Source organism: Nocardia sp. NPDC050630 (assembly GCF_044457245.1).
Taxonomy (GTDB): Bacteria; Actinomycetota; Actinomycetes; order Mycobacteriales; family Mycobacteriaceae; genus Nocardia.
In genome coordinates this window covers 96,734-123,301 of sequence record NZ_JBITGN010000022.1, presented here as the reverse complement: position 1 = coordinate 123,301, position 26,568 = coordinate 96,734, and the positions used below count along the sequence as shown (strand labels likewise).

The following is a 26,568-nucleotide window of genomic DNA, read 5'->3' as shown; positions in this document are numbered from 1 at the left end:
ATATTGCGTGCCCCGAGATGTTCGGATGAGCTGGCCGGGAATCACGTGTATTCGACGACCAGTGTTGCCCAGGTGTCGGGTTCGAGTGCCTCGAAGACGTGCGGTGCGTCGCCCGGATAGGCGATGTAGTCGCCGGGCGCCAGTTCGACCGGCGTGTCGATCGGGCCGACAAGCGCGCGTCCACTGGCGAGAAGTACGTGCTCGACCACGCCGGGGATGTGCGGCACTGATTTGCGCGCATGGCCCGGTTCAGCGGTGATCCGGAACAGATCGCGGCGTGAGTTGGCCGGACCGGCTGCCAGCAATGTCGCGCGGTACTCGGACTCCGCGGCCGCGACCACCGGTCCCTCGCCCGCGCGGATGACATGAACGGTGGGACGAGGCGGATCGAGTAGCCGCGAGAAGGGCATGTCCAGGGCCACGCACAGCGCCCACAAGGTCTCGAGGCTCGGATTGCCGGTACCGGATTCCAATTGGGAGAGTGTGGATTTCGCTACACCCGCGCGGTTGGCGACCTCGGTGAGCGATAGCCCGGCGCGGGTGCGCTCGCGGCGCAGGGCAGCGGCGATCACCGCCTGCGGCGTCGTCGGACTCTGCTCCATTTCCGCTCCCGTTGACTAGAGGGATGGCCGGCCGGGGTGTGAGTACAGCTGACCGCCCAACAGCGAACCATATTGACGAATCGTCACGCCATGTTCACTATGAGCTACATGCGTTCGATATGGCGAACACTCGATCGGGACACAATCTCCGGAATCGCGGCGGTATTGCTCGCGGTCGGGCTGATCGGTGTTTCCTACGGCGCGACAGCTGTCACCTCTGGCTTTCCACTTTGGGTACCGATTGCGCTCGGGATCGTGGTGCTCGCGGGCGGTGCGGAGTTCCTGTTCATCGGGATCATGGCCGCCGGTGGCAGCCCGATCGCGGCGGTACTGGCCGGACTGCTGGTCAATGCCCGGCATGTGCCATATGGGCTGTCGGTGCCGGACGTGGTCGGCACCGGATGGCGGCGGCGCATCGGCGTACATGTGATGAACGACGAATCCGTCGCACTGGCGCTGGCCCAGCCCGATGTGGCGCGTCGGCGGGCCGCGTATTGGGTGAGCGGTTTGGGTGTGCTCATTGCGTGGCCGGGTGGTGCGGCGATCGGCGCGTTGATCGGCACAGTGGTGCCTGATACCGGTGCGATCGGGTTGGACGCGGTATTCCCTGCGGTGTTGTTATCGCTGATCATGCCTGCGCTACGAGCACGCGGCACCTTGCGCGCCGCGCTCATCGGTGCCATCGCCGCCGTGGCCAGCGCGCCGTTCTTGCCTGCGGGAATGCCTGTGCTGGTTGCGCTTTCCGGACTGTTCTTCGCCATCTCGAAGCGGGGTGGCGAAGAGCCGGGCGAGGCGCAGGCATCATGAGCAAGCGAACCGGCACGGAGTCGAGCGGGGCGCAGCGATGAGCACTCCGGTCCTGTTGGTGGCCATGTCGGCACTGTCCGCCGGAACCTACGCCTTCCGTTCGTCGGGCCCGGCGCTACGCAATCGCATCCGCTTCCCAGAGCGAGCGACGAAGCTCCTGGAGATCGGCGCGGTCGTCCTGCTAGCCGCTATGGTCGCCATCACCACCCTGCCCACCGGCTCCGGCAATCTGGGATTCGCGCTTCCCGCGGGCGTTCTCGTCGGCGGACTTTTAGCCTGGCGCAACCAGCCCATGCTCGTGGTGATCCTCGCCGCAGCAGCCACCACAGCCGTCCTGCGTCTGCTCGGCGCGTCCTGACACCCTGCCACCGGTCGACACTGGGACACGATCGGCCGCCCTCCTTCTCGGGATGATCCCCGCCGTGACCCGCGCCGACAACAGATACGAAGCCTGAGCAGGGTTCGCCGAGCGCAGGTCAGCCGGGGACGGGTGCGGAATACCTCCACCTTGACGCGCACACCCATAACGGACACAGCCCAAGAAGAAATCGAGACCGCAGACCAGCTAGCGGGCAAACAGGCCACCGCCACCTCGACACACACCCACAACAGACACAGCCCAAGAAAGATTGAGAGCGCCGACCAGCTAGCGAGCGAACGGAAACCGCCAGCTTGACGCGCCCCGCAACGGGCGCGAAGCCAGAGTGGGGATCGGCAGCGCAGGCTAGCTCGGGGTAAGAGAGATGCCGCCACCTTGACGGCGAGCGACGGATCCGTATCGGGCATCGAGACGCAGCCAGGTCCTGGTGGCGCGTACGCGCACGATCTCGGCGGACGGGATGCGGCGCGGATCCGCCTTATCACCGGAGTGTGGAATGAAATCCATTGCGGTGAGTGCGAATACGACGCGCATCGGAACCTGCACCCGAACCTCGGCGGCGGATACCGTGAGCACCGTCTGGTCCAGCAAAGAGGCGGGCGGGCCGTGATTGCTGCCGTGTTCCTTGGCCAGTGCCGCGCCCTGTTCGGCGAGCTCAACGAGGGTGCGCGCGGGCACATCATCTACATGTTCGAAGCCGACATCTGGTGGCAGCGCACCACGCCAAGCCGAATCCATCGAGTAGCCGAGATCAATCGGACTACCGGACGGCAAACCGGCCAGCACCAGATCGGCGCCGACGGTTACGTCGTCGACGCCGAGTTCGGCGACCACGGTACGCGCCGCGAGCGCCTCGAAACCCGTTGCCACCCATGCGGATACATACCGTTCCCCGCGACGGCGCATGCGCACCACCGCCGCGGGATCCAGTCGAATGGCCCGGCTCAGAAAGGTCGCCAGGTTCTCCCGCTCGGCCGGATCGGAAACCTCGAGGACGCGCTGTCCCGACATCAGTGCTCCCACATCACCCCATCGCGGCCGCCGCCACACGACGACCACAGTCCGCCACCAACCGCTACACGACCGGCTGCAACCATCACCATACGAGCCGATTCGGACCGCTGCTCGACGGCCGAAGCCAGCCAAGACCGCCCAGCGATCCGAATCCGCCGCCCGAACGAGCCGGGCTGTCGCTCACTCTTTCCACTCGGCGAGGTAATCCCGCTCGGAATCGGTGAGCCGACGCAGGCGCTGCGAGCGCATATCGAAGGCCGCGATCTGGGTGGAGGCGATCACCGCGGGCGGCGAGTCCGGGGCCGTGCCATTGGCCCGGACTTCGTAACCGATGGTGAAGTCGACCGCACGCAGCTGCTCGATCCACATGGCGATATCGAGCGGGGTGTCCTCGTGACGCAGCTGGCCGCGGTAGCGGACCCGGAGGTCCGCCAGCACACAGCCCTCGCGCAACGGCGCGGTCGGGCGTCCATCCTCGAACAGCCACGGAATCCGCGCCTCCTCCAGCAGCGTCACCATGCGGGCATGGTTGACGTGTTGGAACACGTCCATGTCCGACCACCTGACGTCTACCTTGGCGTGGAAACGCTTGGGCAGCAGCAGGCTGCCACCAAGCGCCCTCCCATTGCCGTTGAGCGAACTGGTCAACGCGGTACCTCCGATTGGGCGCCCACCCCGCTCACCATGCTTCGCACTTGCCGCGCCGCAACCGACAGCGTGGCGAGATCGTGGGTTCCGGACTCGAACAACTCCGACAGCGCGGCCCGAGCACGCCCGAGCCGGGACTGGTTTTTCGACTCCCAGTATGCAATCTTTTCGTCCGCTGTCTCCTCCGGGTCGCCCCCGGAGAGCACGTCGAGGGTCAGCGAGCGCAGCGATCCGTACATATCGTCGCGCAGTGCGAGTCGGGCCAGCGCATGCCAGCGATCGCCGCGTTCCAGGTGGCTGACCGCCTGCAACAGCCAATCGATCTTGAGGTGATCGTTGAGCGCGTAGTACAGCGAGCCGACCTCCTCACCGCTGCGATCGGTGATATCTGCGATATCCAACACATCGAGCAGCGGGAACAGATTCAGCAGCCCGAAGACCTCGGTGGCGAGGTCGGTCGGCGCGCCGCGGGCGATCACTTCGGCGGATTGATCGGTCAGCGTCGCGACATGATGTCCGCGCAGCCAGCCGGGCACCTTCGGAGCCAGTTCCCGCACGCCCCGGCTGTACCGATTGATCTCCGCGCCGACCGCGATCGGCTGTGGGCGGTTGCTCAGCAACCAGCGCGAGGCGCGGTCCAGCGTCCGCTTGGTCTCCAGTTCGAGTTCATCGCGCACCGACACCGCGGCGTCGGTGGCCCGGATCCGCGCCCACATATCGTGCAGATCGAAGATCTCGCTGGCCGCCGCGAATGCGCGCACGGCGTCGGTCGAGCTGGCGCCGATCTCCTCGTTCAGCCGATGGGCGTAGGAGATGCCACCGTAGTCGACCATCTCGTTCACCACCATGGTGGTGGTGATCTCGCGACGCAATCGGTGCCGCTTGATGGCGGTGCCGAAGCGCTCGCGCAGCGGTGTCGGGAAGTAGGCCGGCAGCCGGGTGGCGAAGTACGCGGTATCCGGCAGATCGGTTTCGAGCAGATCGGCCTTGAGCGAAAGCTTCACGTGTGCCATGAGATTGGACAATTCCGGGGAGGCGAGACCAGTGCCCTCTTCGAACCTGCGCTTGATCTCCACCTCCGATGGCAGCGCTTCCAACTCGCGATCCACCCCGCGACGCGCCTCCAGATCCTCGATGAGCCGCTGGTGCACATTCAGCATCCGGGGTGCCTCGGCCCGGGAGATGCCCATCAGGAAATTCTGGGAGACGTTGTCCTGCAACACCATCTGGGCGACCTCATCGGTCATCGAGGCGAGCAGCGGATTGCGTTCGGCCTCAGGCAGTACACCCGCGCTGACCACACCATCGAGCAGCACCTTGATATTGACCTCGTGGTCGGAGCAGTCGACACCGGCCGAGTTGTCCAGTGCGTCGGTGTTCATCTTGCCGCCGTTGCGGCAGAACTCGATGCGGCCGAGTGCGGTCGCACCCAGATTGCCGCCCTCGCCGATCACCTTGACCCGCAATTGATTTCCGTTGACGCGCACCGCGTCATTGGACTTGTCGCCGACCTCGGCGTTGGTCTCGGTACTCGCCTTGATGTAGGTGCCGATACCGCCGTTCCACAGCAGCTGCACCGGCGCGAGCAGGATCGCCCGCACCAGTTCCGGCGGTGACAACGCGACCACGTCGTCGGCCAGCCCCAATGCCTTTCGCGCCTGCGGGCTGATCGGCACCGACTTCACGGTGCGATCCCAGACGCCACCGCCGGTGCTGATCAGCGAGGTGTCGTAATCGGCCCAGGACGAGCGCGATAATGCGAACATCCGCTGCCGCTCCCGGAACGACGTGGCCGAATCGGGATCAGGATCCAGGAAGATATGCCGGTGGTCGAAGGCGGCGACCAACCGGATGTGCTCGGAGAGCAGCATGCCGTTGCCGAACACATCGCCGCTCATATCTCCGACGCCGACCACGGTGAAATCGGTGGTCTGCGTGTCGATATCCATCTCCTGGAAGTGTCGTTTCACGCTCTCCCATGCGCCCTTGGCGGTGATGCCCATCGCCTTGTGGTCGTAACCCGCCGAACCACCGGAGGCGAATGCGTCACCGAGCCAGAACCCGTAGCGCTGGGCCACATCGTTGGCGATATCGGAGAAGGTCGCGGTGCCCTTATCGGCGGCGACCACCAGGTAGGTGTCATCGCCGTCGCGCCGGATCACCCGCTCGGGCGGCAGTACCGCACCGGTCGCCCGGTCGACATTGTCGGTGACATCGAGCAGACCGGAAATGAAGGTCCGATAGCATTCGACGCCCTCCGCGCCGAGCGCCTGCCGATCCGCGGTCGGATCACCGGTGGCCGCGGGCGGCTGCTTCACCACGAATCCGCCCTTGGCGCCGACCGGCACGATCACCGCGTTCTTCACCGCCTGCGCCTTCACCAGACCCAGGATCTCGGTACGGAAATCCTCCAACCGGTCCGACCAGCGCAACCCGCCACGCGCCACCGGACCGAAGCGCAGATGCACGCCCTCGACCCGCGGCGAGTACACGAAGATCTCGAATTGCGGCCTGGGCTTGGGCAACTCGGCGATTTCGCGCGGTTCCACCTTCACCGAGATGTACCCGCGCGAATTGCCCTTGGCGTCGGTCACGTAGTAGTTCGTCCGCAGCGTCGCCTTGACCAGCGACAGGATCGCACGCAGGATCCGGTCGGCGTCCAAGCTGACGACCTCATCGATGCGACCGCGGACCCGGGTCTCCAATTCGGCGGCGTCTTCGGCCGATTCGGTATCCGGATCGAACCGCGCCGCGAACAGGTCGACGAACAGTCGCGCGATATCCGGATAGGCGAGCAGCACCCTGGTGATATTCGCCTGGCTGTAGGGGAAGTCGGCCTGCTGCAAGTACTTCGCGTACATCCGCAGGATCGATACCGCGCGCCACGTCAGCCGGGCGCGCAGCACGAGTTCATTGAGCCCGTCGGCTTCGGCACGCCCGAACCAGACCGCTTCGAAGGCCTCGGTGAACCGGTCGTGCAGGCCCCGTTCCTCCGATTCCAGCGCATCGGCTCTGGCCGAGGATTCCAGCAGTTCGGCGTCCAGATCCCGGTCCAGCGAACTGCGCAGCAGTTCCGGACGAGCCAGCAGGCCGAAGTCGTAGATCCAGCGTTCCCCGCCGTCATCGCCGAGCACCGGATCCAACAGAATCTGATACGGCCGCTCGTCGACCACCTCGACACCGAGGCTCTGCAACACCGGCAGCACCTGACTCAGCGAGATGCCGCTGCCCCCGATGTAGAGGGTGAACCGCCACGAACCCGGCACCGAATCCGCGCGGCGATACAGGTGTTGGTCGATGGACCCCGCGGCAAGCCCCTCCAGCCGAGCCACGTCGGCCAGCGCGCGCTCGGCGGCGAAATCCTGTTTGTACGCCTCCGGGAAGGACTCGGCGTAGCGCTGCACGACGCCGGGATCCAGCACGGTCGAGGTGCTCACCGCATCGTTGAGGCGGTCTTCCCAGGTATTCGTCGCCTCGGCGAGCAGGCTCTGGATGCGCAGCCGATTGGCCTCGGAGGTGTCGGCTTGGGCCACCGATTCGTGTGGCAACCCGAGTTCGGATTCCGGCATGCGCACCGTGAAATACACACTGGCCAGCTCGCTCTCGCTGACCCGCGCGGAGTAGTCGATGGAGACGCCGCCCAGTTCGCGCACCAGGATTTCCTGCATCTCCAACCGCACCCGCGTGGTGTAGCGATCCCGAGGCAGATAGACCAGGCACGCGACGAACCGCCCGTAGCCGTCCGAGCGCAGGAACAACCGAACCTGTCGGCGCAGACCGACATTCAGTACGGCGGTCGCGGTGCGACGCATGGTCTCGGCATCGGAGGAGAACAGTTCGGTGCGCGGGAACGACTGGATGACCTCTAGCATGGCCTGCCCGGAGAAGGAATCCAGGTCGAAGCCGCTTTCTTCGATCACCGAACGCACCCGGCGCTCGATCACCGGGATATCCAAGACGTTCTCGTGCACCGCGGTCACGGTGAAAACACCGATGAACACGTGCTCGCCGACGATCGTGCCGGACTCGTCGAAGTCGGCGACGCCGATGAAGTACGGGTACACCGAGCGGTGCACGGTGGCAGGCACCAGGCCCTGGGTGAGCATGAGCAGCGGGCCATCGCCGGCGTTGATCGGCACCCGGAAGTCGGTGCCGACATCCGGACGCAGCACGCCGAGGCAGGTGCCGGGCAGCGGGTTCGAGATCGTCTGCCCCTGGTCGGCGCTGATTCGGTAGCGGGCATAGCCGAGGACGGTGAAATTGCCACTGGCCAACCAGCGCAACAGATTCGCGGTATCGACCAAATCGATATCGGAGAACGGCGCGTGGCCGGATTTCGCCGCCACCTCCAGCTCATCGGCGAGGTTGCTCTGCACCTGTTTGATGGCCTCGGTATCGCCGATGACCTGACGCACGTCCGCGACCACATCCGGCATGGACTGCTCGATCCGGTCCAGCAGTGCCCGACTGGTCGAGGGATGCAACTGCAGGTGCATCCACGATTCGCGCAGGCCGTCGGTGCCATTGCTGTCGACCTCATGCGGTGCGGCGCTGATCAGCCGTCCGTCCGGATCGCGCGTCACCTCGAAGATCGGGTGGATCACCTCGCTCACGCTGACGCCCATCCGGCTCAGCGACGAGGTGATCGACTCCACCAGTAGCGACATATCGTCGGTGACCAATTGCACCGCCGCGCCGAGGCCGGAGCCGTCGTCAGGGTGGTAGACCCGCACCAGCGCCCGCCCGACGGGGCGAGTCATCGCGAGTTCCATATGCCGCCGGAAGATCTGAGTGATCCCGGTGATCGCACAGTCCACATCGCCCGCGTCGACGTGGCGGAAATACGCCTCCTCGAGGGTTGCGAGTTCGCCGCGCAGCGACTGCGGCAAACTCGCGGCCCACGCCGCACTGGACAATTCGGACGAGACCGTCATTTTTTCGCCAACTCCTCGGATTCGGTTCCGCAACAAAGTGACGCCGGTCCGAGAGTAGCTGTGCCGTGCTGACGCGTGGGTGAAATCCCTTCCAAATGCAGGGTGTTCACCAATACCGCAGCGTTCGCCGCTTGATTGCCGAGGTCGATGGTCCCGGCACAGCACCCGATCGGACCGGCGACGTCAGGTAGACGCAATCGCGGTGGTAGCGACCCAATGCCCGGACTGCGCCTGCACATGCACGTCCCCCACCATAGTCAGATCTTTGGAAGGGCGTGTGTCGACCGTATTTCCTTCGATGAAGACGCTGCGCGGTGCCTGTTCGCCGCAATTCCTTCGGTAGAACGACCGTTCAACGTCGTCATGCACAGAGTTGATCGCCTCCGTGCCGTTCCGCAACCCGCTGCCCCCCGCAGCAGCAACGGTTTTCTCGAACAACTCGCCGCGGCAACAGGTCTGCCCGGCCACGACCGAATGGTCGGTTCGCCATCCGGCACTCCCAAAGCCACCCGGCGGAGGCAGCGCAAACAGCGACCGCCCCGCCGGACGCCGGACTCAGTCGCGGGTGAGCTTGCGGTGCGTCACCCGGTGCGGGCGGGCCGCCTCCAGGCCGAGGCGCTCGATCTTATTGGCCTCATATGCCTCGAAGTTGCCCTCGAACCAGAACCACTTGGCGTCATTGTCGTTGTCACCCTCCCACGCCAGGATGTGGGTGCAGGTGCGGTCGAGGAACCAGCGGTCGTGGGAGATGACCACGGCGCAGCCCGGGAACTGCTCGAGCGCGTTCTCCAGCGAGCTCAGCGTTTCCACGTCGAGGTCGTTGGTCGGCTCGTCGAGCAGGATCAGGTTGCCGCCCTGCTTGAGGGTGAGCGCGAGGTTCAGTCGGTTGCGCTCACCACCGGAGAGCACCCCGGCCGGCTTCTGCTGGTCCGGCCCCTTGAAGCCGAACGCACTGACGTAGGCGCGCGATGGCATCTCCTGGTTGCCGACCTCGATGAAGTCAAGCCCCTCGGAAACGACCTGCCACACATTCTTCTTCGGGTCAATGCCCGCGCGGTTCTGGTCGACATAGCTCAGCTTGACCGTCTCGCCGACCTTCACCTCGCCGCTGTCGGGCGACTCGAGCCCGACAATCGTCTTGAACAGCGTGGTCTTACCAACACCATTCGGACCGATCACACCGACAATGCCGTTGCGCGGCAGAGTGAACGACAGATCCTTGATGAGCTGACGATCGCCGAAGCCCTTGTCCAGATGCTCGACCTCGACCACTACACTGCCCAGGCGCGGGCCCGCGGGGATCTGGATCTCCTCGAAGTCCAACTTCCTGTGCTTCTCGGCCTCGGCCGCCATCTCCTCGTACCGACCGAGACGCGCCTTGTTCTTGGCCTGGCGGGCCTTGGCGCCGGAACGCACCCAGGCCAACTCCTCCTTGAGCCGCTTCTGCAGCTTCTGGTCCTTCTTGCCCTGGACCTCCAGGCGCTGGGCCTTCTTTTCCAGGTAGGTGGAGTAGTTGCCCTCGTACGGGTAGGCACGGCCGCGGTCGAGCTCGAGGATCCACTCGGCGACATTGTCGAGGAAGTACCGGTCGTGCGTAACGGCGAGAACGGCGCCCTGGTAGGAGGCCAGGTGCTGCTCGAGCCACAGCACGCTCTCGGCATCGAGGTGGTTGGTCGGTTCGTCGAGCAGCAACAGATCGGGCTTGCTGAGCAGCAGCTTGCACAGTGCGACGCGGCGGCGCTCACCACCGGAGAGGTTGGTAACCGGCTCGTCCGGCGGCGGGCAGCGCAGTGCGTCCATCGCCTGCTCGAGCTGGGAGTCGACATCCCAGGCATCGGCGTGATCGAGGTACTCCTGCAGTTTGCCCATTTCGTCCATGAGCTCGTCGGAGTAGTCGGTGGCCATCAGTTCGGCGATCTCGTTGAAGCGATCCAGCTTCACCTTGACCTCGCCGAGGCCCTCCTCGACATTGCCGCGAACCGTCTTCTCCTCGTTCAGCGGCGGCTCCTGCTGCAGGATGCCCACCGTGGCACCCGGGGCGATGAAGGCGTCTCCATTATTCGGCTGGTCCAGTCCGGCCATGATCTTCAGCACGCTGGATTTACCCGCGCCATTGGGGCCGACGACGCCGATCTTCGCGCCGGGAAGGAAGTTCAAGGTGACATCGTCGAGCACGACCTTGTCGCCGTGCGCCTTGCGAACCTTCTTCATTTGGTAGATGAACTCAGCCATAAAGGAAAGCCTATCGGTGTGGGTATCGATGGAATGCAGCAGAGCCACCACTGTCGCCGGGTATCCGGCCGTGTGGTCAAGCGTCGACGGGCTCGTTATCCGCGAGCCGGGGTGGTGCGGAAGTCAGGGACGTCGCGTCCTCCCCCGGTCCCTCCCCATCGACGCGTGCACGGTCATCAGCGCTGGATCGGTCACAACTATTCCGTGCCAGGGTACTGGGTCCGGACGCCGCGCCCGAAACCGCGCGCCGCACCACCTGCGCGGTACAGCGGGACAGGTCCGGGCCGATCGAGGTGGCGCGCATCTCGACATCACGCCGCTCCACGCCGTCCTTGGCTCGGTACTCGTGGGTGCGCAGCTGGCCGTAGGCGATGACCGGATCACCGCGCCGCAACGAGGCATCGACACCGACCACAAGGCGACGCCAGCAGCTAACAGTGAGGTAGAGAGTCCCGCTGTCGACCCATTCGCTCGTCTCCGGATTGAACCGCCGCGAATTGCTCGCCATCCGGAAGGTCACCACCTGCTCACCATTGGTCAGATCGCGCTTCACCGGATGGGTGACCACAGTGCCGATCACAGTAACCATCGACTCATACATCGTTGCGCCCCTTTATGTTTCGATCCGTCAGGCTCACCCCTCGCTGAGAGGGCCCTTTCAGCCTGACGGTTCCGAACCCCCTCCGGCCGCCCCGATTTCCGAATGTGGACAACTTCGCGGCATGTGGACAGTCGCCGCTTCACAGACTCCCGAGCTAGAGGACTGCCAGATCGGTATTGGCGCCACACAGCACGATCACCGGACGCTCCCCCTCAGCAGGCACGTACGCACCGCTCTGCACGGCGGCCAATGCCGTCGCCCCCGCAAGTTCCACCACAACTCGGAACTCGCGCCACAGATATTCCCGCGCGGTCGAGATGGCATCATCGGTCACCAGCAGCGACCGGACTTCATAGCGTCGCGCGATATCCAGCGCGATATCCCCGATTCGATTGGCGCCCAGCGAATCCGCCACGATGCTACGGACATTCACGTCGACCGGCCGGTCCGCGACCAACGCCGCGTTCAGCGTCGGAATGCCCTCCGGTTCGATCCCGATCACCTGCTGGCGCCGCCCCAACGCCGCAGCGATCCCGGCGACCAATCCGCCACCACCGACCGCGACCAGCACCGGAGGCCGCCCGCGCACCTGCTCCTCCAGCTCCAGCCCGATGACACCCGCACCGGCGACCACGGCAGGCAGGTCGTAGGCGTGCAGCTGCAGCGCGCGCCGCTCTTCGGCCAGCTCGGTCGCGTACTTGTAGGCCTCGCCGTAAGTCGTTCCGTGCCAGAGCACTTCGGCACCGTAGGACCACATCGCGGCCACCTTGGTGTGCGGCGCCGACTCCGGAACCACCACCGTGCACGTCTTGCTGAGACGAGCCGAAGCCAACGCGGCCGCGATTCCGGCGTTCCCACCGGAGGCGATCACCACGTGGTCGACCTGAGCCGAGGACTCCAACAGCGCGTTGAAGCTGCCGCGAACCTTGAATGTCCCGCCGTACTGTAGGTACTCGAGTTTCAGCGTGACCGGGACGGGTCCGTTCGGGCCGATGACCGAGGTATGGAAGACCGGCGTCTTGCGCACCTGGCCGGCCAGCCGTCTGCGCGCCGTCCGCACATCGGACCGATATACCCGTCGGGCGTGCCTGTTCTCCACCACCGCGGTACCCCGCTCACTCACGCTTGCACCTCGATGGGAGCTCAATGACGTATTCCTCGATCACGTTTGGCCAGTTCGGCGAACATCGCATTGTGGGCGGCCAGCTCCGCGTCGTGGTCGCGATCGGCGGCCCGGTCGGTCCGCTTCGCGAGTTTCGCGTCGCTGCGTGACCACTGGATGAGCAATGCCAACATCACCACGACCAACGGCAGTTCACCACTGGCCCACGCCAGGCTACCGCCGGTGCGCTGATCACCGAGCAGGTCACTATTCCAGCCGAGGGCAAGACTGTGGAAGAACCATCCGCCCATCACGGTGGTCATGCTCATCAGCGCGATACCGAAGAAGGCGTGGAAGGGCAGAGAACCGAACACCATGCCCAGCTTGGTCAGCGGCTGCACCTGGCGCGGTTTGGGGTCGATGCCGATGACCACCCAATAGAACAGATAGCCGCTGAGCAGGAAATGCAGATTCATCAACAGATGTGCTGCGTGGGAATCGACGAACGAGTCGTAGATACCGCCCATGTACAGGGCGTAGAACCCGCCGACGAAGATCACCGACGCGACAATCGGATGGGTCAGAAATCGCGAGACCGGATTGTGCACCGCAGCCAGAATCCACTCCCGCGGCCCGGGCACTCCGCCACGTCCGGCCGCGGGCAACGCCCGCAGTGCGAGAGTGACCGCACCGCCGAGCGCGAACAGAATCGGCGCGAGCATCGATAACGCCATGTGCTGTCCCATATGCACACTGAAGACCGCGGGCGAATACCGGCCGACCCCGGAAGAGGTAGCGAAAAGCAGGATTGCGCAGGCCGAGAGCCATGCGATGGTGCGCCCGATCGGCCAGGCATCGCCCCGCGCGCGCAACCGACGCACCCCGAGCAGGTACAGCACGGCAAGCACGATGGCCAGCGTGCCGAAGATCAAGTCGAAGCGCCAGTCGAACAGCATTCGCGAAGCGGTCGGCGGCCCGTCGAGGTTGTAGCCGAGTTCCACCTCGGCCGGTGTCGGCACGCTGGTCGGCGGCGGTGGCGGCGTGCGCCCCAACCCGACGGCCAGACCCGTGGTCGCCGCGAAGATCAACACCTCCAGCCCGCCGAATCGGATCAGCGCGGCGCGGTCACTCGGATCGGCGGTGAGTGCGGGCAGGCTGGCACGGCGCTGCAAATATCCGAATACGCCGAGCACCACCAGCGCACAGGCTTTCGCGATCACGAGTCGGCCGTAGGTGGTGGTGAAAAGATCGCCCCACGGCACCCGCACCCAGGAATTGATCACACCGCTGACGCCGATCACGACGAAGGCGATCGTGGCGGTGAGCGAGAACCGCCTGGCCGCGATACCGGTGTGCTCGCCACCGCGCATCGCATGCGCGAGCACCGCGAACAATCCACCGACCCACACCGCAGCAGACACCAGATGCAGGATCAGGCTGTTTGTGGCCAAGTCGTGCGCGCCGCCCGCGGACGAATGTCCGGTCAGTGCCAGCGGCATCATGGTCACGATCGCGCCGCCGAACAGCACAGGGGCCCATCCCCAACGCAGCGCGAGTCGGCAGCCCACCGCGACGATCAGCGCGAACACCACCGTCGTACGCCACGCCTGGGCCAGCTCCACCTGGTCGATCGCGTGCCACAGCTGCTCCGGCCGCCAAATCTGGCCCACCGGCTGCCCGGTGGTGTCGGACACGGTCAGCGGTATGAGCAGCGCCGCGCAACACGCCCAGGCCAACGCGAAGTTCGAGGCGCGCCGCACCGCCCGATATCCACCGACATCGAGTAGCCCATTCGACTGCGGCGGCACCAGGAAAGCGGCGAGCAGCAGCGAGCCGACGGTCAGCGCCGCGGACAGATCGGCCAGTGCGCGCACCCCGGGCAGGCCATAGGTGGTCAGCGACCCCGGATCCGGAATGCCCAGCAGACTCAGCGCCTGCGCCGCCGACAGTCCGACGATCATCGCGGCGACCACCGCCGCGATCGCACCGGCCAGCACGGTCAAGATCGCGAAGCTCGTCCCGGAGCCCGGCTTACCCGCTTCGAGCTCGGGTGCGACAGACGGGTCATGCGGTGACGACATGGCACTGAGCGTAGTCGGCCCTTAATGCGTGGCCCGGCGGGGTTTGTGCCGATATGGTGGCTAACGGATCGGAGGTGCGATGTCGATCATCCGCGACTCGCTTGGCCCGCACACCGTAGGTGGCTGAAATGTTGCTGACGCTAAGAACCTAGCCATCTGGACGGTCGCTATACTTGGCGAGCTGGACAGCACGGCCAATGTCGGCCATGGTGGAACCCACTGCCTCCGTAGCTCAGTTGGATAGAGCAAGGGCCTTCTAATCCCTAGGTCGCAGGTTCGATTCCTGCCGGGGGCGCCACGCAGCCCGTCCGTTCGCGTTTACGCGGGCAGACGGGTACCGCGCACGTCGCCACACCCTCTGTCGACCGTACGCGGATACAAGTTCGAGGGCGCCCTCCCCGAGTCACATCCAAGAACTCACCGATTCAGTTGTCATGTCTGTGACCGGTTTCCCATCCGAGTAGCCCGAAGTATGCAGAGGTCACGGCCTGCCGTGGGATAGGTACCACCCCAGACCAGCCCTTAAACGAGAAAAATCAGACTTCTTCAACGACTCGCCGCGACCCGACCGTTTCTACAGAGACGATTCGGAGCCCGCGTCCATCTGGACGCGAGCCGAAACCGCCAACCTCGCCCAGCCTCGAGCGAGCTTGTCCCAGCCAGGCCGACCGACATCGCGGTCGAGCCCGCGCCTGATCGACTAACGTGCGAGGTGTGGAAGAAACTCGAAATGACATGACACAACGCCCTTTTCGGTTCGCCGTCGGGTTCTCCGCCGCGGGCTCGCGCGCGGAGTGGCGGGATAAGGCACGGCAAGCCGAAGACCTGGGCTACGACGTGATCCAGGTTCCCGACCATCTGGGTATGACTTCACCTTTCCCCACGCTGGTCGCCATGGCGGAGGCAACCAACCGTGTGCACGTCGGCACGATGGTATTGAATGCGGGCTTCTACCGGCCTGCTCTGCTGGCTCGCGACGTCGCCAGTGTGGATCAGCTCACCGATGGCCGGTTCGAGTTCGGACTCGGCGCGGGACCGGATTTCGCGAAACCCGAATTCGAGGCAGCGGGGCTGCCGTTCCCGGGCGGGCGACAACGTATCGAGAACCTGCGTGCCACCATCGGCGAAATCCGAACACTGTTCGGCAACGGTCACCAACCGCCGGTCCACCGCCGGATTCCGCTGCTGGTGGCCGGGCGCGGAGACCGTCTGGTGCGGGTGGCCGCCGAACACGCCGACACCGTGTCGCTGGCCGGGGTGCCCGTCAGCGCCGACATCGAGTCCGAGAAAGCCGGAACCGTCGCGCTCGCGCAGCGCGTCGAGTTCGTCCGGGCCGCGGCCGGAGAACGCTTCCCGGATCTCGAGGTGGGCCTGATGTTGCAGGCCGTGGACGTGCACGGCCACGCCGAGACGGATCTGTCGCTGCCCCGCAGGTTCAATCCGGACCTGTCCGACGCCCAGTTGCGTTATCTGCCCGGTGTGCTGCACGGATCCGCACACAGCATCGCCGACACCCTGCGGCACTACCGCGACGCCTACTCGATCACCCATTACTCGGTCTCCGAGACCCACATGACCGCGCTTGCGAAAGTGATCGAACAGCTTCGGTGAACATGTCGCTATTGGGAAGGTCCGCGCTGGTCACGTGATTCCGGCGGCCGCAGCGCCGGTCGCCACACGAGTGGGACCGCGCATGCGGCTGCGGATCTGGACCGCGCGATCGCCATCTCGTCGACTGCGCGTACGGCGTCGGCCGTGGCGTTCTAATGAGACGATTCGGTGTCCACCGCCTGGACGGCCTCGGCGGTTCGTCGTCTGAGGAACCAGCCACCGACCAGCACCGGAACCATGATCAAAGGGACGGCGACGATCGCGCTGCGCTGTTCTGTGCTTCCACTGCTCGCCATGAGGGCTACTACACCGGCGAGGAAGACCAGGGTGGCGATGCTGGTGTAGGGGGTGCCGATCAGGCGGAAGGTGGGGCGGGTCGCACGGCCATCGCGCCACCAACGCCAGAGTTGCAATTGGCACAGGACGATTGCCGCCCAGGCGGTGATCACGCCGAGGGCCGACATGTTCAGCACGATCTCGTACGCCTGATCGGGGACTACCGCGTTGAGTCCGACGCCCGTGAGGGCGATCGCCCCCGTGGCCAGAATCCCAACGTAGGGAACACCATTCGCTGACAGTTTGGCGGCGCGGGCGGGGGCGCTGCCGTTCATCGACATGGACCGCAGGATTCGGCCGGTCGAGTACAGACCCGCGTTGAGGCTGGAGAATGCCGCCGTCAGCACGACCAGGTTCATGACCGAATCCGCGCCGCCCACACCGATTTTGGCGAAGAACGTGACGAATGGGCTCTGCCCCTCACGGAAGGCGGTATAGGGCAGCAGCAGACTGAGCAACACCAGCGAACCGACATAGAACACAGCGATGCGTGCGATCACCGAGTTGATGGCGCGTGGCATGATCTTTTCCGGATTGTCGGCCTCGCCGGCGGCGGTGCCCACCAATTCCACTGCGGAATAGGCGAATACGACACCGGTTGTGACGACGACCAGGGGAAGCAACCCGGTCGGGAACAACCCGCCGTGATCACGCAGGACACCGGGCCCGGTGCTCTCGCCCGCTATCCGGAAGCGGCCGACGAGAAAGACCGTACCGATCACCAGAAAACCGACCAGCGCAACCACTTTGATCAGCGCGGCCCAGAACTCCAGCTCTCCGAACCAGCGCACCGACACCAGATTGATGGCCACCACCACGGCCAGCGCGATCAGCGCGATGACCCACTGCGGAATCGCGCCGAACGCCGACCAGTAGTGGACGTAGGTGGCAATGGCGGTGATATCCACGATGCCGCTCATACACCAGTGGAAGAAATACATCCAGCCGACGGCATACGCCAACTTCTCGCCATAGAACTCGCGTGCGTAGGAGACGAACGATCCCGATGACGGACGGTGCAGCACCAACTCGCCCAGCGCGCGGAGCACGAAGAAGACGAACACCCCGCACACTGCGTACACCAGCACCAGCCCGGGACCGGCGCTGGCCAACCGACCGCCCGCGCCCAGAAATAGCCCGGTCCCGATGGCGCCGCCTATCGCGATCATCTGTAGTTGACGTGGGCGGAGACTCTTCTGATACCCGACGTCCTCGGCGTGCAGTACGTCAGCCACAGTGCCTCCCGCGCTCTCAAATCGTATCGTTGAGTAATGTATCGTCAAATAACGGCACACTCAATGGTGTTAAAATAACGGTGTGCGAGCGGTGGTAGTCGGATCCGGGATCGTTGGCCTGTCAACGGCATTCGAGCTGCTGCGCGGCGGCCACCATGTCGTGATAGTGAGCGCGGAGCCCATCGACTCGACGACATCGTTTCTCGCCGCCGCGGTGTGGTTCCCCACCGCGGCCGGGCCGACCGATCGAGTGGCCGCGTGGAGCGTCGAAACCTTCACCCATCTGGAACGACTCGCGCACAACGGTGCACCTGGTGCGCGCATGTGTGAATCTCTCGCCGTTTATCGGGACGAGCCAGCGACGCCGTCCTGGTCCGCGGCCGTCCAGGCGTTCCGGCGGGCGCAACCGGGCGAACTCCCGCCGAACTACCGATTCGGGTTCCGGTTCGCCGTTCCACTGCTCGAGATGCCGATCTTCCTGCCGTGGTTGGCCGCTCAGGTTCATCAGGCGGGCGCGTATTGGGTTCGACGGACGATCCGGAGTCTGGACGAGCTCGACGATCTGGCGCCCGATGTGATCGTGAACTGTGCGGGTCTGCGCGCGGGTCCGCTGGCCGATGACGCCGAGGTCTACCCGATCCGCGGCCAGATCGTGCGCATCACCAATCCGGGCATCTCGGTGTCGGTGCGCGACGAAGCACATCCGCTCGGGCGCGCCTATGTCCACCCCCGCACCCACGACTGCATCCTCGGTGGCTCACTGGAGACCGGAGCGTGGGATCTCACCCCTGATCCGCAATTGACACAGTCGATCCTGCGCCGATGCCGAGATCTCGTACCGCAGTTGTGCGGCGCCGAGGTCATTGAAACGCTCGTCGGACTGCGGCCGGGCCGCGCCGAGGTCCGCCTGGAGATCGCCCAGGTCGACTCGTCATCGGTACCCGTGATCCACAACTACGGGCACGGCGGCTCCGGCGTCACGGTCGCACACGGCTGCGCCCGCGAGGTATCGGCTCTCATCGACACGCTGTGAGCCGAACGGCGGCAATAGTGGACATCGATGCAGCTCTGCCTCCGACAGCCGGGCTGCCCACGCCCGGCGAACCCGCACTGTGAGATAGCGAACACCGCGACTGCGCCTTTCGGGTGAACCAAGCGGTCACGGTCGCTCGTGGTACTGGAGACGAGATGCGATGTGCAGCTTGCCGAATAGCGACGGAGGGCTCCAAAGATGAATTCAGCCAAGCATTTTCAGCGTGTCACAGTGCCACTCGCGGCTGCCGCGATCGCACTCGCGGGTCTGCTCAGCGCCTGCGGTGGCGACAAAGGTGTCGAGGCCGCAGCGAAGCCGTCCTCGACCGCTACCGCGGCAGCTGCGACCATCGCGGGACAGGCGCCCGCGGTAGCGAAAACGCAAGGCTGGTTGAAGATCTACGACGGCATCGCCGCAGCTGGGACCACGAATGTGGTGCAGCTCCGGGCGACAAGCAATCCCACCGTCGGACAGTATGTTTCGGATGGATCGGGCCGGTCGCTCTACCGGTTCGACAAGGATACGGCGGCACCGTCGGTATCCAACTGCTCCGGGCAGTGCGCCACCACCTGGCCGCCGCTGACCGTGACCCGCGATCAAGTCCTGTACACCGCGGGCGTCGATCCTCAACTCGTCGGATTCATCGAACGTGCCGACGGCACATGCCAAATCACCATCGGCGGTTGGCCGGTGTACTACTTCTCTAAGGACACCAAGCCAGGTGACCTGCTCGGACAAGGTGTCGGCGGCACCTGGTTCGCGGTCGCTCCGAACGGTGGCAAGGCGCTGAGCAAGTGATCACACACTGCGGTCGCCCGGATACCTCAGCTGTCGACGTCCAGCAACTCCCACGACAGTAAATTCGCCAGGCCGGGATCTTCGGCCCGCCACGCGCGGTACACCTTGTTCACGAGATCCATTCCGGCGAAGCCGTACAGACCGGTAATCCTGGCACGGTAGTGCTTGTCCGGTGCACCGTCGCGGAATTCGACGTCGTAATCGACATCGACCTCCTCGTCGCGGTCCGGGTCCTGGTCACCTACGTAATCGAGGTGGATCTGGAAATAGAATTGCCCCGGCGGCTCGCGGTCCAGTCGTTCCACGATCGCGAACGGCCAGCGGGCGTTCAGGTCCGCGAACAGGTCGTGTACCTCGGTGTCGGTCGGATCGGCCAGCGTCCGTCCACTCGCATCGAATGCTCGAAGTATCGGTGCGCTCACGCGAGGGATCGTAGTCCGCCGCACGGTTGCCTGCCGAGCGCATCACAAGCTGCCCTGGCCGGTGGGATGGCTGAATTGACGCCATTCCCGGTCCAGGCGGATGTGGCGGCGATGGTTCAGGGCCCAGATGGTGAACAAGACGACTGCTAATGCGCCGCACCAGATTTCGAGTAGCACGGCGATACCGACGCCGATGCCGTGCACGGCGGCGGCACTGGATTGTTCGGGAGGAGTGGTCGGTTTACCGTCCGGGTCCAGCCAGACCGGGGCGGGTTGGCCGCGTTCGGCGGCATCGGGGACGCCAACGGTCGCGGTGCCGGATTTGCCGTCGTGGGTCCAGGAGACTTGCGCTTCGAACTGGTCACGCACCGTCGCGTTGCGGTCCGCGACGGGTGCGCTGACCCGGACGGGGGTGCCGATAATGGTGCCTGTCACAACGACTTTCGTCGCGTTCTCGGCGCGGATCCGTTCGGATGCCGAGCTATAGGCCGCGGTGCCGGCCGCCGCGCCGGTCGGCACGGCGATCAGCAGCACCAGAACGGCCAGAATACGGACGAACCCCTCCACCCGGTCAGAGACGCGCATCAGCGGACTGGGATTCCAGGGCTGCATCCGCCAGCTCCGCACCGGCCATGTCGGCATCTGCGACACCTTCATCACCTCCTACAACGGAGTTCGCGAGCGACCGCGACTCCTACCCCGGGCATTCCCCCGACTCGCCGGTTGATGCATCGGCGGGAACCCGGAACATGACAAACCCCACTCGGCGCACGTCCGAGCGGGATTCATCGGCTCGTACCTATTGAATCGACGGACGCGGATGCCCGGTTACGCCTCGGCTGCCCGACCAACCAAGCGCCGCCCCGACGGCGACCATCCCGACGCCCAGAGCGAAGTGCAGCCAGTTGTCGGCGGTGTTCACCGGGACGAAGTTCGCATCGCTGTGCTGGTCGGTGACCAGCCCGTACAACCACAGCACCAGGTAGATCAGTCCGCCCCCGAGCAGGAACGCCCGGGACGCGAGCGCTGTGCGCGATGCCAGCAGGCCGGCTACGCCGAATACCAGGTGGACGATGTTGTGCAGGACCGAGACGTTGAACAGCCCGAGAAGTTGGGCGTCGGAGCTGTGTCCGGCCCATTCCATGCTGTCGTAATCGGTGGTGACGCCCGGAATAAAGCCGAGCACGCCGACCACCAGGAACACCGCACCGACCGCCGCCGCCGCGATCCGCAGCGGCGTCCAATGCGCTGAGGTTTGCGCCTGATGCGCGCCCATGGTGACTGCCTCTCCCGAACCAGGCGTCCGGATGGGCGCCCGCTTCGTGCGACTGGATTCAGCGACTGCCGATTGCGGCAGCCATCTGCGTCATACCCGCGCCTCGGGCGGACAAACGGACAAACCCGCAGGTCCAGCGCTCAGGACTGCCCGTCCAGCCAGATGAGGCAGAAGGTGTGTCCGACGGGATCGGCATAAACACGGAACTGGTCGTCGTCATTGGCTTGCACCAACCGCGCGCCCAGCGCGAGCGTCTTCGGCTCGGCCTCCTCGATATCGTCCACCAGCACGTCGAAATGTATCTGCTGAGATGCTTCCGGATCCGGGAAACGCGGTGGTCGATATTGCGGCGCGTATTGGAACGCCAATCGCCTGCCGCCGGGTTCTTCGATGACGACCCACGCGTCATCCGAGGTATAAGTCGGTTCGGCACCGAGGAGGCGGGCATAGAACTCGGCGAGCTTGCGTGGATCCGGGCAATCCAATACAACCGTGCGCAGGCTCCCCACCTTGCCTTCGGTCATCATTCGACCTCCTATAAGTCGCGGCAATGCTCATCGCGTACCCGCGCGTGGACACTCGAACCCGCCTGCCATGGCAAGGATGAAATCTGCACTAGGGTCGAGGCCCATCGGGAGGTTCATTTGTCGAAACGCAGAGCGTTGCTCATCGTGCTGTTGGCTGGCGTCGCCGCGTGCTCCAGCACGTCGAAGTCCGATCTGCCCCTGCCGTACCGGGGCGATGCCGACCAAGTCATCACCGTCGTCGCCGAGCACGCCGCCGATACCAGGGCGACATTGACTGCGTGGCAACGCATTCCAGGCGGATGGCGGGCCGAGATCGGTCCGCTCCCTGCCTATGTCGGGCGTGATGGCATCGGCCGCGCCAGCGAGGACTCGGCGCACACTCCCGCCGGTGTCTGGACGCTGAGTGAAGCGTTCGGTATCGCGCCGAACGACGGAACCCGGCTGCCCTATCGTCAAGTCGGTACGCAGGACTGGTGGGTCTCCGATACCAGCTCGCCGAGCTACAACCGCTACACGCAATGTGTCGCCGGCACTTGCGAATTCAAGGAAAGCGCGAGCGAGAACCTCGGCCGGGCGGGACCGGCGTACGAACACGCCGTCGTGATCGACTACAACCGTCAGCCCGTCGTCGCGGGCGCGGGTTCGGCCTTCTTCCTGCACGTCGAGACCGGAGGCCCGACCGCTGGATGCGTAGCGATCCCGGCCGCCGACCTCAAAGCCGTTATGCGGTGGCTGGATCCGAGCGCGCACCCGGTGATCAATATCGGCAGCAGGTGACTATCCGCAGATCGACTCCACCGCACCCGCGAGCAACGACAACCCGTGATCCAATTCGTCCTGGCTGATCGTCAACGGCGGCAACAGCTTTACTACCTCCTCGGCCGAGCCCGAGGTCTCCACGAGCAGTCCGCGCTCGAAGGCAAGTTGGCACACTTTGCCCGCGCGGGAGGCTTCCTCGAACACGATGCCGTGCACCAGCCCGCGCCCGCGGGTCGAGACGCCGGGAAATGCCGCCGCGATGTCGGCAAGCGCGCGTGCAGTGCGCTCCCCCTTGGCGACCGTCGAAATCTCCAGTGCACTATCGGACCAGTAGTGCTCGAGCGCGACCCGCGCGGTAACGAATGCCGCATTGTTGCCACGGAAAGTGCCGTTGTGCTCACCGGGCGCCCACTGATCGAGGTCGGGTTTGAAAAGTACCAGCGCCATGGGCAACCCGTACCCGCCGATGGATTTCGAGAGCGTCACGATATCGGGCGTGATGCCCGCGAACTCGAATGAGAAAAACCCACCGGTCCGTCCGCAACCCATCTGCACATCGTCGACAATCAGCAGAATTCCGTGCGCGCGACACAATTCGGCCAGCTGCCGCAGCCATTGCGAGCGCGCAACATTCACCCCGCCCTCGCCCTGCACCGTCTCCACGATCACCGCGGCGGGCTTGTCCACTCCCGAGGACGAGTCGTCCAGGGCCCGACGCATCCAGTCCAAGTGGTCGGCCGCATCGAGGAAACCGTCGTAGGGCATGGGCATCGTATGCGGCAGTGGGACACCGGCGGCCGCCCGTTTGGCGGCATTGCCAGTCACCGACAATGCGCCGAGCGACATTCCATGGAAGGCGTTGGTGAAGTTGAGAACGCTCTGGCGTCCGGTGACCTTGCGAGCCAACTTCAGCGCGGCCTCGACCGCATTCGCGCCGGTCGGACCGGGAAACTGGACCTTATAGTCGAGTTCGCGCGGCCCGAAGATCGTGTCGCGCAAAGCCTCGAGCAGCCGTCGCTTGGCGACGGTCGACATATCGAGACTGTGCGTGATCCCGTCGCCGACGATGTAGTCCAGCAGTGCCCGCTTCAGCACCGGATTGTTGTGGCCGTAGTTGAGCGCGCCCGCCCCCGCGAAGAAGTCCAGATAGTCCTTGCCGTCCTCATCACGCAGCCAGGCGCCGCTGCCGGTGTCGAAAACGGTCGGCCAGGCCCGGCAGTACCCGCGCACATTCGACTCGAGCGTCTCGAAAACGGTCGATGCGGGGCTGTTTCGAGCAATCTGCGAGCAGTCGCTAGCAGTGCTGCTACGAGCGACCTGCGAGCAGTCGCTAGCGGTGACAGTCATCGACGATCCTTCCTGTCGTGCGCGAGCGCCCACGGGGCAAATCTGAAGTGACTGTGTTTCTAACATTGGTGCAGCGGGTTTGTCGCACTTTTCCAAAAAACGCGCGCTTAACTACCGCGCGTCCCCCGACGCACCGTAGAGTTAACCGATTGTGCACGGCAAAGTGGAGGGGAACAGATCGCAACTCGCCGTAGCGCACCCACTGCGGACCGCACGGCTGTACCTCTATCTCGTGCGAGCCGGTTTCCGACGCCAATCCCAATACAAGCTCGCGATGTTCGCAGGCCTGTTCACCAACTGCGTGTTCGGATTCGTGCGTGCGGCGGTGATGATGTCGGCGGTGCGCGCCTCCGGCGGCTTCGGTGGTTACGACGCGGGATCGATCGGCGCCTACGTCTGGCTGTCGCAGGGACTACTCGGTGCGACCCAATTCATGGGACCACCATTGGAATTGGTGGATCGGGTCAAGAACGGCGATATCGCGATCGACTTCTTGCGCCCAGTCGATGTCCAATTCAGTTATCTCGCCATTGATCTCGGCCGCGCATCCTGCACGATCCTGCCTCGGGGCGTGCCGAGCGTACTGGTCGGCGTGCTTACTTTCGGGCTCGTGATGCCCGGCACCCCGGGACCCTACGTGCTCGGGCTGGTCAGCGTGGTGCTTGCCGTTACGTTGTCATTTCTATGCCTTTTCGCTGTCGGATTGATCGGATTCTGGGTAGTGGAAACCCGCGGCCTGCGAGTGCTATACCAGATTTGCGGCACGTTTCTGGCCGGGTTGTTCGTGCCGGTCCACATGTTCCCGGCATGGCTGCGCACCGTCGCGCAGGCCACTCCGTTCCCGTCGATCCTGCAGTCGCCGATCGACATCCTGTCGGGTCGGGTCATCGGGATGGATGCCGTGACGGTCGCTGCCGCACAAGTGTTCTGGGTACTCGCGGTCGGTGCGGTGGGCCGGGCGCTGCTGGTGGCCGGACGCCGCAGGCTGGAGGTCCAGGGTGGTTGAGCCCCCGTATACATCCGTACCGGCCGGTACCTGGCGCACCCCGTATGCCGCGGTACTGCGGTCGCGAATGCGAGCCCAGCGCGCGTACCGATTGTCTTTCGCCAGTGAGGTATTCAGCGCCTTCCTGATCGGCATCGTCGAATTCGCCGAGGTATGGGTCATCTACCACAATGTCCAGGTGCTCGGCGGCCTCGACCTGAACGGCGCACTGCTGCTGTTCGGCCTGAGCAATTCCGCATTCGCACTGGCGCAGGTCCTGTTCGGCCACCTGGATTCACTGCCGACCCTCATCCGGCTCGGCGTGCTCGACGCCTACCACCTGCGACCACAGCCCCTTCTGCTGCAACTCATCACCAGCGACATCTCACTGCGCCGATTCGCCCGCGCCTCGGTGGCGATCATCGTGTTATGCCTCGGTCTCGTTCGCAACGATCTCGACTGGGGTCCGCAGACTCTCGCACTGCTGGTGATCACCATGCTCAGCGGCATCGCGCTGTTCGGTGGGGTATTCGTCTGCGCCGCCGGGGCGCAGTTCTACCTGATCGACGGTGCGGAACTGACCAACAGCTTCACCTACGGCGGTTCCTTCGCGGCCATGCAACCGGCGTCGGTATTTCCGACTTCGCTGAAGCTGGTATTCGGCTTCGCCATCCCGGTCGCGTTCACGGCGTATCTACCGACCATCGCACTGCTGCACCTACCCGGCCCGCCGCTGCTGCCGCCCTGGCTGGCCTGGTGTGCACCGCTGGCCGCGCTATGGGTATGGCTGCTCGCGTTGGGTCTGTGGCGACTAGGCACTCGGCACTATCAGGGAGGCGGCGGGTAAGCGTGGCGGACAGCGAGTTATCGGACTCGATCATCGAGATCGACAATCTGACAAGGCAATTCATTCTGTACCGAAAAAACGGGCAGCGCTGGCGACGCAGCCGCGAAACGCTCACCGCGGTGGACCGGATGACGTTTCGCATCGAACGCGGTTCGGCGGTGGGGTATATCGGTGCGAACGGGGCGGGGAAGTCGACCACGATCAAAATGCTGACCGGCATCCTGGTCCCCACCTCGGGCACCGTGCGCACCTGTGGACTGGATCCGGTGCGACAGCGGCGCGAACTAGCCGCCCGAATCGGTGTGGTGTTCGGGCAGCGCTCCCAGCTGTGGTGGGACCTACCACTGCGCGAATCGTTTTCCATTCTAGCCGCGATCCACCGGCTGGAATCCGATGTCGCGCAAAAACGTACCTACGAGTTGGTCGAACAACTGGAGATGGCCGAGACATTGGACACCCCGGTGCGCCAGCTGTCACTCGGCCAGCGCATGCGTGCCGAGGTCGCCGCGGCGCTGCTGCACTCTCCCGAATTGATCATTCTCGACGAGCCGACCATCGGCCTCGATGTGCTGTCGAAACAGCGACTACGTGAATTCCTGCGCGCCGAACGCAGCGAGCGCGGCACCACACTGTTGCTGACCACCCACGATATGGGCGATATCGAGCGACTCTGTGATCGGGTGCTCGTCGTCGACCGCGGAAGTCTGGTGTACGACGGTTCACTGACCGGCCTGGCGGTGCGGGTGGGCGCGCGGCGGGTGCTGGTCGTCGATTTGGCCGAACCGACCCGCAATCTCGATGATCTGCCCAGCGCCGAACTGTTGACCAGTGAGGGCGGGGGCATGCGCCAGCGATTGGCCTTTGATGCCGAATCTACCACCGCCGCAAAGGTTCTGGCAGCAGTCTCCGATCGCGCCGAGGTGCGCGACCTATCCATAGAGGAGCCGGACATCGAGGACGTGGTCCGGCGGATCTATGAATCCGCCTGGTGA

General features: G+C 64.9%; 24 protein-coding genes and 1 tRNA gene. 10 read left to right on the top strand and 15 right to left on the bottom strand.

All coding sequences use genetic code 11. From position 1 onward, the window contains the following. Positions 1-41: 41 nt before the first annotated feature. On the bottom strand, positions 42-602 hold the full coding sequence (locus ACIBG0_RS35730; protein WP_397038865.1) for a helix-turn-helix domain-containing protein: 561 nt from the start codon (positions 600-602) through the stop codon (positions 42-44). A gap of 108 nt (positions 603-710) precedes the next feature. On the opposite strand from ACIBG0_RS35730, the gene ACIBG0_RS35725 reads away from it, so the two are divergent. Together ACIBG0_RS35725 and ACIBG0_RS35720 are read left to right on the top strand one after the other, a co-directional pair. Next, positions 711-1,409, top strand: coding sequence for an AzlC family ABC transporter permease (locus tag ACIBG0_RS35725; protein ID WP_397038863.1), 699 nt, complete (start codon positions 711-713; stop codon positions 1,407-1,409). A gap of 37 nt (positions 1,410-1,446) precedes the next feature. Beyond that, positions 1,447-1,767, top strand: coding sequence for an AzlD domain-containing protein (locus tag ACIBG0_RS35720; protein ID WP_397038861.1), 321 nt, complete (start codon positions 1,447-1,449; stop codon positions 1,765-1,767). Positions 1,768-2,133: 366 nt separating this feature from the next. On the opposite strand, the gene ACIBG0_RS35715 is transcribed toward ACIBG0_RS35720, so the two are convergent. From ACIBG0_RS35715 to ACIBG0_RS35680, 8 genes are all read right to left on the bottom strand, one after another. Then, entirely contained in the window at positions 2,134-2,799 is a 666-nt protein-coding gene (locus tag ACIBG0_RS35715) for a hypothetical protein (RefSeq protein ID WP_397038859.1), read from the bottom strand. A 183-nt stretch (positions 2,800-2,982) separates the two neighbouring features. Continuing rightward, on the bottom strand, positions 2,983-3,450 hold the full coding sequence (locus ACIBG0_RS35710) for an acyl-CoA thioesterase (protein ID WP_397038857.1): 468 nt from the start codon (positions 3,448-3,450) through the stop codon (positions 2,983-2,985). Then, positions 3,447-8,384: an NAD-glutamate dehydrogenase gene (locus ACIBG0_RS35705; protein WP_397038855.1), complete on the bottom strand. Its 4,938-nt coding sequence runs from the start codon at positions 8,382-8,384 to the stop codon at positions 3,447-3,449. The genes ACIBG0_RS35710 and ACIBG0_RS35705 overlap by 4 nt, the downstream gene beginning before the upstream one ends. Before the next feature lie 183 nt (positions 8,385-8,567). Further along, the gene (locus ACIBG0_RS35700; RefSeq protein WP_397038853.1) at positions 8,568-8,852 is read right to left on the bottom strand and encodes a hypothetical protein; all 285 of its coding nucleotides are present in this window, start codon (positions 8,850-8,852) and stop codon (positions 8,568-8,570) included. An 87-nt stretch (positions 8,853-8,939) separates the two neighbouring features. Continuing rightward, the gene (gene ettA / locus ACIBG0_RS35695) at positions 8,940-10,616 is read right to left on the bottom strand and encodes an energy-dependent translational throttle protein EttA (RefSeq protein WP_397038851.1); all 1,677 of its coding nucleotides are present in this window, start codon (positions 10,614-10,616) and stop codon (positions 8,940-8,942) included. Positions 10,617-10,692: 76 nt separating this feature from the next. Further along, positions 10,693-11,205 carry a single-stranded DNA-binding protein gene (locus ACIBG0_RS35690; RefSeq protein WP_397038849.1) on the bottom strand — a complete coding sequence of 171 codons (513 nt, stop codon included), beginning with the start codon at positions 11,203-11,205 and terminating at the stop codon, positions 10,693-10,695. Between the two features lie 166 nt (positions 11,206-11,371). After that, positions 11,372-12,340: a threonine/serine dehydratase gene (locus tag ACIBG0_RS35685; RefSeq protein WP_397038847.1), complete on the bottom strand. Its 969-nt coding sequence runs from the start codon at positions 12,338-12,340 to the stop codon at positions 11,372-11,374. Positions 12,341-12,360: 20 nt separating this feature from the next. Then, positions 12,361-14,400 carry a cytochrome c oxidase assembly protein gene (locus ACIBG0_RS35680; RefSeq protein WP_397038846.1) on the bottom strand — a complete coding sequence of 680 codons (2,040 nt, stop codon included), beginning with the start codon at positions 14,398-14,400 and terminating at the stop codon, positions 12,361-12,363. A gap of 221 nt (positions 14,401-14,621) precedes the next feature. Here ACIBG0_RS35680 and ACIBG0_RS35675 point away from each other — a divergent pair. Further along, a tRNA-Arg gene (locus ACIBG0_RS35675) sits at positions 14,622-14,698 on the top strand. Positions 14,699-15,114: 416 nt separating this feature from the next. Then, positions 15,115-16,011, top strand: a complete 897-nt coding sequence (locus tag ACIBG0_RS35670; RefSeq protein ID WP_397038844.1) for a TIGR03621 family F420-dependent LLM class oxidoreductase — start codon at positions 15,115-15,117, stop codon at positions 16,009-16,011. Positions 16,012-16,163: 152 nt separating this feature from the next. Here ACIBG0_RS35670 and ACIBG0_RS35665 read toward each other — a convergent pair whose 3' ends face one another. Next, entirely contained in the window at positions 16,164-17,582 is a 1,419-nt protein-coding gene (locus ACIBG0_RS35665) for an amino acid permease (RefSeq protein ID WP_397038842.1), read from the bottom strand. 82 nt (positions 17,583-17,664) lie between these two features. Between ACIBG0_RS35665 and ACIBG0_RS35660 the strand changes: the two genes are divergently transcribed. After that, positions 17,665-18,615, top strand: a complete 951-nt coding sequence (locus tag ACIBG0_RS35660; protein WP_397038840.1) for an FAD-dependent oxidoreductase — start codon at positions 17,665-17,667, stop codon at positions 18,613-18,615. Positions 18,616-18,813: 198 nt separating this feature from the next. Next, positions 18,814-19,413, top strand: coding sequence for a hypothetical protein (locus ACIBG0_RS35655; protein ID WP_397038838.1), 600 nt, complete (start codon positions 18,814-18,816; stop codon positions 19,411-19,413). A gap of 26 nt (positions 19,414-19,439) precedes the next feature. Here ACIBG0_RS35655 and ACIBG0_RS35650 read toward each other — a convergent pair whose 3' ends face one another. From ACIBG0_RS35650 to ACIBG0_RS35635, 4 genes are all read right to left on the bottom strand, one after another. Then, on the bottom strand, positions 19,440-19,835 hold the full coding sequence (locus tag ACIBG0_RS35650; RefSeq protein WP_397038836.1) for a hypothetical protein: 396 nt from the start codon (positions 19,833-19,835) through the stop codon (positions 19,440-19,442). Between the two features lie 42 nt (positions 19,836-19,877). Then, positions 19,878-20,477, bottom strand: a complete 600-nt coding sequence (locus ACIBG0_RS35645) for a hypothetical protein (RefSeq protein ID WP_397038834.1) — start codon at positions 20,475-20,477, stop codon at positions 19,878-19,880. A 157-nt stretch (positions 20,478-20,634) separates the two neighbouring features. Next, positions 20,635-21,111: a DUF4383 domain-containing protein gene (locus tag ACIBG0_RS35640; RefSeq protein WP_397038833.1), complete on the bottom strand. Its 477-nt coding sequence runs from the start codon at positions 21,109-21,111 to the stop codon at positions 20,635-20,637. 140 nt (positions 21,112-21,251) lie between these two features. After that, complete coding sequence (locus ACIBG0_RS35635; protein ID WP_397038831.1) at positions 21,252-21,635, bottom strand: VOC family protein; 384 nt, start codon at positions 21,633-21,635, stop codon at positions 21,252-21,254. A 120-nt stretch (positions 21,636-21,755) separates the two neighbouring features. On the opposite strand from ACIBG0_RS35635, the gene ACIBG0_RS35630 reads away from it, so the two are divergent. Beyond that, entirely contained in the window at positions 21,756-22,415 is a 660-nt protein-coding gene (locus ACIBG0_RS35630) for a L,D-transpeptidase (RefSeq protein ID WP_397038829.1), read from the top strand. Here ACIBG0_RS35630 and ectB read toward each other — a convergent pair whose 3' ends face one another. Beyond that, positions 22,416-23,744: a diaminobutyrate--2-oxoglutarate transaminase gene (gene ectB, locus ACIBG0_RS35625; protein WP_397038827.1), complete on the bottom strand. Its 1,329-nt coding sequence runs from the start codon at positions 23,742-23,744 to the stop codon at positions 22,416-22,418. Between the two features lie 274 nt (positions 23,745-24,018). Here ectB and ACIBG0_RS35620 point away from each other — a divergent pair, with 274 nt between their 5' ends. From ACIBG0_RS35620 to ACIBG0_RS35610, 3 genes are all read left to right on the top strand, one after another. Further along, positions 24,019-24,750 carry an ABC transporter permease gene (locus tag ACIBG0_RS35620; protein WP_397038825.1) on the top strand — a complete coding sequence of 244 codons (732 nt, stop codon included), beginning with the start codon at positions 24,019-24,021 and terminating at the stop codon, positions 24,748-24,750. Further along, positions 24,743-25,576 carry an ABC transporter permease gene (locus tag ACIBG0_RS35615; protein WP_397038823.1) on the top strand — a complete coding sequence of 278 codons (834 nt, stop codon included), beginning with the start codon at positions 24,743-24,745 and terminating at the stop codon, positions 25,574-25,576. Before ACIBG0_RS35620 ends, ACIBG0_RS35615 begins: the two co-directional genes overlap by 8 nt. A 128-nt stretch (positions 25,577-25,704) precedes the next feature. Continuing rightward, positions 25,705-26,568, top strand: coding sequence for an ATP-binding cassette domain-containing protein (locus ACIBG0_RS35610; RefSeq protein ID WP_397038897.1), 864 nt, complete (start codon positions 25,705-25,707; stop codon positions 26,566-26,568).